At 46.3% G+C, this 10,243-nt stretch carries 8 protein-coding genes; 7 read left to right on the top strand and 1 reads right to left on the bottom strand.

Annotated elements, in window-relative coordinates; all coding sequences use genetic code 11:
- From AB1797_09965 to AB1797_09935, 7 genes are all read left to right on the top strand, one after another.
- A partial coding sequence (locus AB1797_09965) for a hypothetical protein (protein ID MEW5767933.1) occupies positions 1–415 on the top strand: 415 nt, incomplete at its 5' end.
- Positions 416–815: 400 nt separating this feature from the next.
- Positions 816–959, top strand: coding sequence for a hypothetical protein (locus AB1797_09960; GenBank protein MEW5767932.1), 144 nt, complete (start codon positions 816–818; stop codon positions 957–959).
- A gap of 55 nt (positions 960–1,014) precedes the next feature.
- Positions 1,015–3,420 (top strand): 6-hydroxymethylpterin diphosphokinase MptE-like protein, encoded by a 2,406-nt coding sequence (locus AB1797_09955; GenBank protein ID MEW5767931.1) that lies wholly within the window; start codon positions 1,015–1,017, stop codon positions 3,418–3,420.
- 68 nt (positions 3,421–3,488) lie between these two features.
- Positions 3,489–3,968: a response regulator gene (locus AB1797_09950; protein MEW5767930.1), complete on the top strand. Its 480-nt coding sequence runs from the start codon at positions 3,489–3,491 to the stop codon at positions 3,966–3,968.
- 20 nt (positions 3,969–3,988) lie between these two features.
- Positions 3,989–5,488 (top strand): AmmeMemoRadiSam system protein B, encoded by a 1,500-nt coding sequence (amrB, locus tag AB1797_09945; GenBank protein MEW5767929.1) that lies wholly within the window; start codon positions 3,989–3,991, stop codon positions 5,486–5,488.
- Positions 5,489–5,645: 157 nt separating this feature from the next.
- Entirely contained in the window at positions 5,646–6,959 is a 1,314-nt protein-coding gene (locus tag AB1797_09940; GenBank protein MEW5767928.1) for a metallophosphoesterase family protein, read from the top strand.
- Positions 6,960–7,468: 509 nt separating this feature from the next.
- Entirely contained in the window at positions 7,469–9,634 is a 2,166-nt protein-coding gene (locus AB1797_09935; protein ID MEW5767927.1) for a penicillin-binding protein 1A, read from the top strand.
- Between the two features lie 103 nt (positions 9,635–9,737).
- On the opposite strand, the gene AB1797_09930 is transcribed toward AB1797_09935, so the two are convergent.
- Positions 9,738–9,899 (bottom strand): hypothetical protein, encoded by a 162-nt coding sequence (locus AB1797_09930; GenBank protein MEW5767926.1) that lies wholly within the window; start codon positions 9,897–9,899, stop codon positions 9,738–9,740.
- Positions 9,900–10,243 lie beyond the last annotated feature (344 nt).

The following is a 10,243-nucleotide window of genomic DNA, read 5'->3' as shown; positions in this document are numbered from 1 at the left end:
AAAAAAGGCCTTTGAAATAGCCAATACTGCCGGGATGAGTGAAGAAGAGCTGGAAGCACAGTTTAAAAGGCACGATTTTATCTACCTCCAAAAGAATTCCATCGAGTTTGCCTTAAAACAAGGCATAAAACAAGGCTTAAAACAAGGCTTAAAACAAGGCTTAAAACAAGGCTTAAAACAAGGCATAGAACAAGGCATAGAACAAGGCATAGAACAAGGCATAGAACAAGGCATAGAACAAGGCATAGAACAAGGCATAGAACAAGGCATACAGCAAGGACTAGAAAAAGGTAAAAATGAAAAGGCAATAGAGATCGCGAAAACTCTCCTAAGTTTGGGAGATGACATGGAGAAAATATCAAAAGCTACTGGTTTACTAATAGGCGAAGTTATAAATCTTGCAAATAGAACTTAGCTTCGCCTTCTACTCCTACTCCTCCACTCCTCCGTACCTTTGCTCCCTTGTCCCTCTGTTCTCCGCTTCCCGGCTCACTTCACTACGACCAGCCCCTTTCGGAATGGCTCACTCTACCTGCCGTTCAACGTAAGTAGGCCACTAAGGGGGATTGAGCATGGCCTTCTGGTCCGCCCCGGTAATTTCCCTGAGTGTGGCCTCCCGGTGAAATATGTTTCATCCCGGTCTACATAGCCTTTCTCACTCTTGGCCTTTCTCAGCCTGAATCTCTCAAAATGCTTGACAAACTGCGAACAGTTGGTATATAATAAAAAACCAGGGACAAAGCTCCCTTTGTGCGTCTTAGAAACATTGAGTTGAAGTTGGAGTCTGAGAAAAAGAAAAGAGAAAGGATAAGGCTATGGGAAAGAGGGAGACAGATTGCCTGGCAAGGGTAGCTGAAAAGAAGGGGAAGAAGAATTTGGAGAAGCCTGGATATTATTGGTCCGGTTTATACCTGGCGATAGCTGGTAGAGGTTTTCTTTCAGGATGGGAAGTCCTATGAAGGCTGAGGACAGTTGACCAAACAATCTGACGAAGAAGGGTCTGGCCGATAACAATTGTCAGTTACAAACCGAGGGGATGGAATGGAACCCTTTACCACCAACTTTAAACTTATCCAGCAGCGGTATCCTCCCTTAGTCTCTCTCTTGAGGAAACCTAAAGACTTAGAACTCTTAAAGAGCCAGAGCGGGCAAGTTACCGCCAAATATAAGGGCATCTATTTACATTCCCGTTATGATCCTCAACGTGAGGCCAAACGGATGGCCGATCAGATCAAGTTTGGCCGGGAAGACGTGGTCATCATTTATGGGATAGGCTTGGGCTATCATATTAAAGAAATCTTTGACCGAATGGGGCCGGAAAACTTCCTCATTATTATCGAAGCTGATTTTGAAATATTTTCCGCGGCCATAAGCCTGGCAGATTTCTCCTACTTGTTGACTTCCCCCCAGGTTGAGCTGGCTATTTCGGTTAAACCTGAGGCTCTCCTTAACTGGCTGGATAATAACTTCGAGACCATAAGACACCGCCAGATATGGACTATCTCTCATCAAGCCTCAACTCAGCTTTACAGAGATTATTATCTTCTTATGAACGAGAGGGTCCAGAATTTTCTGAAAACTGGACGGGAACTGGCTGAGTCTAAATTTTTCAAGCCTAACATCGCCCTTCTTAAAAAACTTTATCCTAGTCTGGTGGAGCGGCTGGTAAAGCCAAAGGGGATAGAAATACTGGAAAGTAAAACAGGCCTGCCGACCATAAGATATAAAGGGGTTTTAATTCACGGCCTGGAGGACCCCAGAGGGGAAGCAAAGAAGGCCGCCCTTTCAGCAGACCTTACGCGCACTGATGTGGTCTTTGTCCACGGTTTTGGCCTGGGTTATCATGTGGAAGAGCTTTTAAAAGAAAGCAATCCTGATATTAAAATCCTGGTGGTAGAAAAAGACTCGAATATCTTCTCGGCGGCTCTCCACCTGGTTGATTTAAGACCCATCCTTCGTTCACCCAGGGTGACTTTAGCGGTAACCGCCACCTCTGAGTCTATTTTGAAATGGGTAGCCGCAAATTTTCAGTTTCTCAAAAACCGGGGAACCTGGACCATAGAACACAGACCGGCGGTTGATCTATATCCCGAATATTACGAAGCACTCAGCCGCCAAATAAAGGCCTATCTGGAGAACCAGCGTCTTCAGGCAGCCACCCTGGCCAGATTCGGATTTGAATGGCAGCAGAATATCTTGACCAACCTGCCCATCGCCCTGGCTAATCCAGGGGTGAAAGACCTGGTTAACGTCTTTCCCAGCGGATTGCCTGTTATTATCATCTCGGCGGGGCCTTCTCTGGACAAGAATATTCCACTTTTAAATAAGGCCAAAGGCAAGGCCCTTCTCATCGCCGTTGATACTTCCCTGCGACCGCTCCTTAATCAAGGAGTCAAACCTGACCTGGTGGTAGCGGTTGACCCTCAACAGACAAATTACCGCTACTTCGAGGGGATAGACTTAAGTGAAGGCCCCCCACTGGTGGCCGGTCTGATAACTTATTGGGAAATCCTGAATATCCCCGGGCCAAAGTTTATTTTTTCCACCAACCACCCTTTCGACCTTTGGGTGAGTGAACGCATCGGAGATAAAGGCTTCCTGGAAACAGCCGGCGGGTCGGTAGCTACGGTGGCCTTTTATCTGGCCAGAGAGCTTAAGGGCAATCCCATCATCTTTATCGGCCAGGACCTGGCCTATACTGACGGGTTGGTTTATACCCGGGATAGCGCCCTTATTGCCTCCTGGGTAGACCGGATTAATCGGTTTAATACTATGGAAATGATGATTTACGATTATATCAAAGAACGGTCTATTATTACCGTGCCTGGAATTTATGGGGGAGAAGTAGAGACCAACCGGGTGCTTAATGAATATCGGAAATGGTTCGAGGCTGAAATACCCAAATGTGAGCCTGGAACAGTAGTAATAAACGCTACCGGTGGAGGGGCAAGGATTGAAGGTACACTCCCTCTCCCCTTCGAAGAAACACTTGAAAGATATTGTCAGAAAGAGATTCCTGTGGCTGATACCCTGGAACGGGCGTCTCTGATACCAAAAGCTAATATTATTCCTAAACTTAAAGCCGAATTCAACCAAACGGCCAGGAGTCTGTCCAGAATCTATAATCTGGCGGATAAGAGGCTCCGATTGGCCCGTCGAAGTTGGTATGAAGATATAAAGAAAGGTAAATTAGGTCAGCGAAAATCTCAGTTGGAAGATAAACTTCGGGCCGAGCAAGATGCCTTTCAAACACTTAAGGTCCTCTTTTACTCTGAAATATTTGAAGAGATGCAGGAGGCCAAAAAGATAGAAGACCGGTTGGAAGCTAACTATCAGCAAGATTTGATCTGGTATCAAGGGTTGAAAAATGCGGCTAAGACTATGGGCCAGCTTTTGCTGGAAGCGATAAAGAGGCTCTAAAAACAAGTTTCGGGGTAGAGATTTCGCCCTTTACCAAACCCGAAACTCGAAAGAGGAGGAGGTAGTCAGTGCCCAAAAAGATACTGGTGGTAGAAGATGATGAGGATATTAAAAAGCTATTAAAGAGTATCTTGCTGTCTGAAGGATTTAAAGTAATTTTGGCTGAAGAGGGGATAGAGGCAATAAATAAGACCTATAATGAGAACCCTGATTTAATTGTTCTTGATATTCTTCTTCCTGAAATGGATGGGTACCAGGTTTGTCGGCTTCTAAAGAATGATAAAAAATATCAGCATATCCCGATTATTATGCTTACGGCGAAGTCTCATTTCTGGGATCGTTTTCGTGGTATGCATACCGGGGCAGACAGGTATATAATTAAATCTGAGGCAGGTTTCAGTCTCCTTGACATAGTGGATATAATAAAAGAGATGTTAGGTGAAAATTTAATTGACCAACAGAAAAGCGGAGAAGATAGGCGAAAGGGCAGAGACGACAGACGACAGACGAAAGAAGACAGACGACGGAAGACAGAAGTGGCTGAGTAGTTACCTTCTGAGAAAGACAAATGGACCCGAAACTCGACCACCCCCAAGCGGGTGCCCCGAACTCGAAACTTATTTTAGGCTGTTTTCTGGTTATTTCCCTATGTTTATTGGTTCCTTCCCGGTCTAATTCAGATCAAATTAAAGCCCGGCCAGCTATTGCGGCCGGCAAATATTATCCGGCTTCAACTCCGATCCTGCTTCGCGAGATAGACCGGATAATAGATGAATCCCCGGAACATTTGATCCTGGGGAGATTGATTGCCCTGACTGTTCCCTATGCCAGTATTGATCATTCCGGTCGAGTAGCGGCTTATGTCTATAAACTCCTTAGAGGGAGCCGGTTCAAGACCGTGGTTCTTATTGGAGCCAGTGTTGACAGAGAGTTTCCGGCCATATCCGTGGATAAAACCAAAGCTTATGAAACGCCCCTTGGTCGGATTCTCATAGACACGGATTTAGCCGAGGGATTAATCGCTGAACACGAGAAGATAGATTTTTATCCTCAAATACATAAAGAAGATTATGCCCTGGAGATTCAACTGCCTTTTCTCCAAAGGACGCTGAAAGATTTCTCGATTGTCCCTGTGATAATGGGTAATCAGAGTGACCACTATTGTCAAATTCTGGCCCGGGCCTTGATTAATCAACTCAAGGGAAGGAAGGATGTGCTTATTTTGGCGGTCTCTAATCTTTCCCGTTTTTATCCCTATATGAAAACCAGGGCCATGGACAAAGTTGCCCTGGATGCTATGGCCGCCTTTGATCCAAGAGGTTTATTGCAAAAACTTTCCACCAAAAAGTGTGAAATGAGTGGCGGAGGGGCGGTAGTTACAGCCCTTTTGGTAGCTAAGGAACTGGGGGCGGATCATTCTGAAATTTTAAACTACGCTACTTCAGCAGATAGAGATATCCCGGATACGAGTAAGATTGTCCACCGGGTGGTTGGTTATAGCGCTTCGGCTATTTATACTACTGATCAGCTCAGCCGTCAAGCAGGCTTGTCTCTCCTCAAAACCGCCCAGGATTCAATTAAAGAGTATCTTGAAGGCAGACTGCCTGAAGATGTGAAGGCGGCAGATCCCAAATTTAGTGAGTTGAGGGGTGTCTATATCACCCTTTTAGATGACCATGGCCAGGTGCTGGCTGAGGCCGGACATTTGCTTCCCGTTAGACCTCTGGATAAGGCCGTGCAGGAATTATCCATTAGAGCGGCGACTTCACCGCTGCCCCAGTATTCACCCCTTTCTGCGGCTGATCTGGATAAGGTGAAGGTGGAATTATCTATCCTTTCCCCGCTTAAGGAGGCCAAAAGTCCCAATCTGATTGAACCTGGCACCCACGGAGTGGCCATAGAATCCGGATGGCAGCAGAGGGTCATCCTCCCTCAACGGGCCTTAGAAGCAGGCTGGAGCAGGGAAGAGCTAATGCGCCGCCTTTGCAGACAGGCCGGGCTGCCAGAGCAGGAATGGCCCCGAGAGGGTAAGGTCTATATCTTTACGGCCCAGGTCTTTCATAATTAACCATTATCGTAGCTACTTAGGTGGATAGGCTGAAGACTGAAGGCTGCTTAGGTGAATAGGCTGAAGGCTATTGAACTTCAGCCTTCAGCCTTCAGCCTATCTGCCTGAGTAATTACCAATTATCAATGGTTAATTGGTAATTGAAGGAGGCGTCGGCTTGAGATTTATTTTATCCCTAATTCTAATCTGGACACTTAGCCTTTCTACCTTAGCCAACGCTGAAAAAACTCTTTCTTCAGGTGCCGCAAGAAAGACGGTAGCCCCTAATGAGGTAGAAATCCGCCATCCCGGGTACCCACGAAGTGGGTGCGCCATCCGTAATCCAGAATTAGTGTCGGTCGGGATTGATGAGGCCGTTATCACCTGGCAAACCGCGGCGCCTATGATTTGTCAACTGGAATACGGACCCCCAGGGCAATTGACCCGTCACCTTAAAGATGCCTCTTCTACGACGCATCACTATCAGGTGATCAGGTCGCTTGAACCACAACAGGCATATGAATTCAGAATGGTAGATCAGGATGGTAATCCCACCACCATAAATTATTTCAAAACCCTGAAAAAACCGGGAGGCAAATATCTCTTTTCCTTTGCTGCCGCGGCCGACCTGCATTATAGCCCCCAGAGAGAACGCAAAGACGGCATGCTTTTCCCTGTCAGTGGAGACATTGTCAGGGAGTTAGTGAGGGAGGTTAATGATGGAGCCGTAGATTTCACTATCTTGATGGGCGACCTGACCCATACCGGAAGCGAAGTTGAGTTTGAATTTGTTAAATCTGAACTAACTAAATTAAAAGGGGAGGTTTATGCGGTCATCGGCAATCATGATATTAAAGGCGATGCCTGGCAGAGCAGTTTCAGCCAGATATCAGGACAGATCACCCGGTACTACAGTTTTAATCATAAGGGATGGCATTTTGTCATCTTAGACAGCAGTAAAGGAAATATTGACCAAGATCAGTTAGATTGGCTCAAAGGCGATCTGGATAAATATAAGACCAAGCCTACGATGGTCTTTCTCCACCATTGGGTTAACCGAATGTCTATAATGGATGATTTAGCCTCTGCCATGTGGGGCAAGTCTTCCCACATAGTAGGGTCAAGGTTTATTGACAATCACGCCCAACTGCAGGCCATTTTTGAATCTTACCCTCAGGTGGTGAGTGTTCACTCCGGTCACGTTCATACCCATCTGGTTACTCAGAATAACGGCGTAACTTACATAGCGGCCGCGGCCTTGATTCAATATCCGGTTTCTTATAATATATACCGGGTGTGGGAAGATGGTTATACTATGTCCACTTACCTTCTGCCTACCCGGCTTAAAGATGCGGCCCAAAGTAAAAATGAGATAATGGCTCTGGCTAACCGAAAGTTCGATAACTTTGCCTTTCCTTTAGGAGAGACAATAACCGGGTTGCTCTGGGGCAGCTTGAGTGATCGGAGTTTCACGATTGAAGTCAGACGATGAGGTAACTACGATTCGGTCAAGGCGCCAGAACTAACTGCCTTCAGCCTCCAGTCTAAACAACCTGAGTAGTCACCTCGAAACTTAATTACGATGAAAGGTAACTACTCAAAACTAAGTTGAGTAGTTACCCTTGAAGAGGCTGTGTCGTAAGGCGAGGACTGCGAGCCGAAGGCGAAACAGGGCGGATTGCTCCCTCACTCCGTTCGGGCTCGCAATTGACAAGTTCTCAACTTGATTTTGAGTAGATACGATGGTAACTACTCAAAACTAAGTTAAGCAGTTAGTTGGGAGACAAAGCAAAATTCCCTCTCCCTTGATGGGAGAGGGATAGGGTGAGGGTGAAATGGGCGGGCAATATTATTACTCTTGTTATTTCACCCTCCCCTAACCCCTCCCATCAAGGGAGGGGAAGCTCTTATGCCGACGCTGTCGGTACAAAAGGAGATGAAACTTAAAGCATTATAATCTGTAATGAGCTTACTTTTTTAACTTGATTTTGAGTAGATACGATGAAAGGTTATTCTAAACGTAAAGATTACAGCTTTGGATGGCGGGAAATAGTCGGCATTATTTCCCTCCTCCTCCTCTTTATTATGGCCGGAACCGGCGTGGGATTGGTGGCGGCCAACTTAAGGCGGCTGCCGTCCTTAGCTCCGATTGAGGAATATAAAGGTGTTCGATACTGGGAGTTTCCTACCAAGGTTTATGACAGGAATGGGGAGCTATTGGCTGAATTCTTTGAACTGAAGAGGGAACTGGTGGCCCTTCCTCAAGTGCCGCAGCATCTGGTAAACGCCTTTATTGCTATTGAGGATACTAATTTTTATCAGCATCGGGGCATCTCATTGAGGGGAATTGCCCGGGCCTTCTGGGCAAATTTTAAAGCCGGTCGCATCGCCGAGGGAGGAAGCACTATTACTCAACAGTTAGCCAAGGTCTTATTTCTCACCTCTGAAAAAACCTATGCCCGGAAATTTCAAGAAGCCCTGCTGGCTATCCAAATCGAACGCCGATATACTAAAGAAGAAATCCTGGAACGATATCTCAATAAGATTTACTTTGGACATGGGGTTTATGGAGTAGGCGCGGCCGCTAATTTTTATTTTAATAAAAAGGTTTCCGAACTCAACCTGGCTGAATCAGCTATGTTAGCCGGTTTACCCAAGGCCCCTAATTATTTTTCTCCTTTTCTTCATCCTGAAGCAGCTAAGCGCAGACAGGCTATAGTCCTAAACCGAATGGTCAGTTTAGGCTTCATAATTCCTGAAGAAGCGGAACAGGCCAAATATGACCTGTTCCGCTCCTCTGTGAAGAATCAGCGAGATAACCCGGCCTTTAAACGAACCATTGCTATTAATAAGGCCCCCTATTTTGTGGAATATGTCAGACAAGAACTGGAGGAACGCTATGGTGATTCGGCTATCTATAAAGGTGGATTCAGGGTGTATACTACTCTTGATCTGACTATGCAGCAAGTTGCCCAGCGTGTCTTAGGGGAGGGACTCGAAAGGTTAAATAAAGACAAGAAACCGGGGTCACCCAAGATAGAAGGGGCGCTGATAGCCGTAGACCCTTCCACCGGTCATATCAAGGCCATGGTGGGAGGGAGTGGATTTACCAAGGGAAATCAGGTTAACCGGGCTACCCAGGCCAGGAGACAACCCGGCTCGGCCTTTAAACCTTTCCTTTATACGGCGGCTATTGATGCCGGATTTACTCCGACCAGTATTCTTTATGATGTCCCGGTCAGTTTTAATATAGAGGGAGCAAAGACCTGGGCCCCTACGAACTATGATGGTAAATTCCGCGGTGCGGTTACCCTCAGAGAAGCCCTGGAGAAATCCATCAATGTTGCCTCGATTAAACTGATGCAGGAAGTTGGTCCCGATCAGGTGGTTAAATATGCTCATGCTATGGGAATTGAAGGTCCATTAACACCTAATCTCTCTTTAACCCTGGGGACATCTGAAGCCACTCCTTTGGAAATGGCCGTGGCTTATTCTGTCTTTGCCAACCAGGGAATAAAGGTGGAACCAATGTCCATAAGATTTATTGAGGACCAGGAGGGAAATCTTCTGGAAGAAAACATCCCCCTGGAACAGGAAATCCTCTCCAAAGAGACCGCTTATATCATGACCAGCTTGATGGAAGGGGTAGTAAGGCGAGGAACAGCCGCCTCGTCAGTGGGCAGCAAAATCGACCGGCCATGTGCCGGAAAAACAGGCACAACTGACAACTATGTTGATGCCTGGTTTGCAGGTTATACCCCTAATCTGACGGCGGTCGTTTGGGTAGGATATGACCGAAATCGAAAATCTCTGGGACGTGGTCAGACCGGAGGAAGAGCCGCGGCTCCAATATGGACGGCCTTTATGCAGGAAGTGCTTAAAGACGTGCCCCCTTATGAATTTAATGTCCCCAGGAATGTCTCTTTCGCCATCGTAGACAGGAAAAACGGTTTATTGGTGGTTGATAAAGAAGGGAACGTTATTAAAGAGGTCTTTATACGAGGCACTGAGCCTACCGGCTATACTGAGAGTGCCTCTGTTAATGAAGCGGATACTATGGTTGATACGGAAGCCCCAGAAGAAGAAAACGTCGGGGAAGAAATCTATAAGCAAAAGAGTGTAGAGGCCGAGAAACGAATATTCGAGAAACTTCGGCTGGAGGAATGACCGGATTTACCGGATTTCGGATTGCGGATTTCGGATTGCGGATTTCGGAATGAAGAATGTAACCGTTCAGGGGGTAATGAAAGTTGAGGGAAAATTTTTGTAACTATTCAGCCCTTAAGGCACAAAGACACAACCTCGATCCTCGATCCTGGATGCTCGATCCTGGATGCTCGATTCTGGATGCTCGATCCTGGATACTGAATCCTTTACCAGCATCGAAGATCGAGCATCGAGGATCGAGGATCGAGCATCGAGCATCGAGCATCCAGCATCATGTGCTGAACGGTTACAAATTTATTAGAAAAAATCCGTGAGAATCCGCCAAAATCTGTGTCATCCGTGTGCTATTCTATCATTCTCTTCGTGGCTTAGTGGCTTTGTGGCTAAATAGTTACGTAACTGCTCAAAACTAAGTTAAGCAGTTAGTTGGGAGACAAAGCAAAATTCCCTCTCCCTTGATGGGAGAGGGATAGGGTGAGGGTAATATTATTACTCTTGCTAAAAACCTTATATTAAGAAATATAGATGGGGTATTAGCAACAATAAGAGAGGGTTGTTTATTTCACCCTCCCCTAACCCCTCCCATCAAGGGAGGGGAAGCTTTTATGC

It is taken from the genome of bacterium, from assembly GCA_040753085.1.
Taxonomy (GTDB): domain Bacteria; phylum UBA9089; class JASEGY01; order JASEGY01; family JASEGY01; genus JASEGY01.
This window is presented reverse-complemented; position numbering and strand designations above follow the sequence as displayed.